This window comes from Staphylococcus sp. EG-SA-2 (assembly GCF_017152085.1).
In genome coordinates, this window is record NZ_JACYHC010000776.1 from 1 (window position 1) to 1,431 (window position 1,431).

General features: G+C 32.8%; 1 protein-coding gene and 1 pseudogene. Both read right to left on the reverse strand.

Annotated features, from left to right (window positions below):
* Positions 1–596, reverse strand: a pseudogene (locus IDG60_RS14065) (hypothetical protein); the annotation flags it as partial.
* Positions 597–713: 117 nt separating this feature from the next.
* Positions 714–1,376: a hypothetical protein gene (locus IDG60_RS14070; RefSeq protein WP_000394698.1), complete on the reverse strand. Its 663-nt coding sequence runs from the start codon at positions 1,374–1,376 to the stop codon at positions 714–716.
* Positions 1,377–1,431: the final 55 nt, after the last annotated feature.

Sequence of the window (1,431 nt, forward strand, 5' to 3'; positions counted from 1 at the left end):
GTATTCACTCCAGCAACCTTCGAATCTTTACTGTCAGCTTTATCTTCAGTAACAGCATTCTTTTCAACTTTATTTGTTGATTCAGCCAATACTTTAGCTTGAGATGCTTGTGCTTCTTGGATAGCCTCTTGTGATGTTTGGATGGCTTTTAAGGATTCGCTATTTGAATCGATTTTAGATGTAAGTTGATTTTGAAGTTCTTTTAATTCTTGTTGTTGCTGATGTACTTGATTCATCATTTGACCAAGTAGGTGACGTTCTTCGCGCATTTTCTGGATTTCTAGGCGTAAATCTTCTACTAATTGAGCGACATTTTGATTAGTAGGTAAGTTTTTGTCATCGTTTTTGACAATGACTTGCAGGAAGTCTTTTTCTTTTTCTAATTCATCAAACGCTAGATCATAACTATTTGTTTGTTTTACTTTGTCGGCAATGTCTTTGAAAAGCTCGATATCTTCTTCTTTGAAATCAGTTGCTTCACGACCACGATATTCAGTCTTGCTTAGTTGGTAACCACGTTCTTCTAAATGTTGAACAATTTTACGGACTTGCTTCTCACTTAGTTCTACGCGTTGTGCAAATTCTTTAGTTAACATACTTTAAAGTCCTTTCTGCATATACTTTATGTATACTGACGTTTGTCTACGGGCAGTGAAACGTCAGTCTTGCTTCATACATAGTTTAAACGTTATTGTTAGTGATTTCAAGTTTGTTTAAAATGGTTTACGTAAATCCATTTCTTCTAATAAAGCATAAATAATTTCACGTGCGATACCATTGGCAAATACATACTTCAAAATATAATTTGATTTAACACTTGTACCGTAGATATCCTTTGTCAGTTTAATATTTTTCTTTAAAAATAAGTCCACTTTTTTAGTGTGACCATCATTAGTTGGATGAATGTAATCAATTTCAGTTTGTCTTTCAAATTGATGTTCGTATAAAAACTGTCTACGGTGTTCAATAATAAGTCCGTTATCTTGTGTTAAATCTGCAGGTTCTTTAGGGACTTCCATCATTAAAAAGTTAATACTTCTAGAATGAACAAGGTTTGATAATAAGTTTAGTTCATGTTCAATTTGATGTAATGTTTGTGTCATTAACTCATCATGGTTGGGTAGGTCTTTTGCGAATAAATAAATTAAAAATGCTGAATTGGTTGTGGCTTCATAATGTGCAGTTGCTAGACTGACAACAACATCGTTTTCTAAGCCTACGATAAAGACATAATCGTTTTCGGTTTTGTTGTTTTCTAATGAGCGTTTGATGATACGTTTATCTTCAGTTAAAGATAAATTTAACTTAGTATCGTAAAGTTTAAGTGCTTCGTTGTAATGTGGATCTTTGACAGATTGAATGGTTTTAAATTCCATAAGAACACCTCCCCAATTTAAATAATATTATAGCATAATCGCCTGCTGTAAAAGA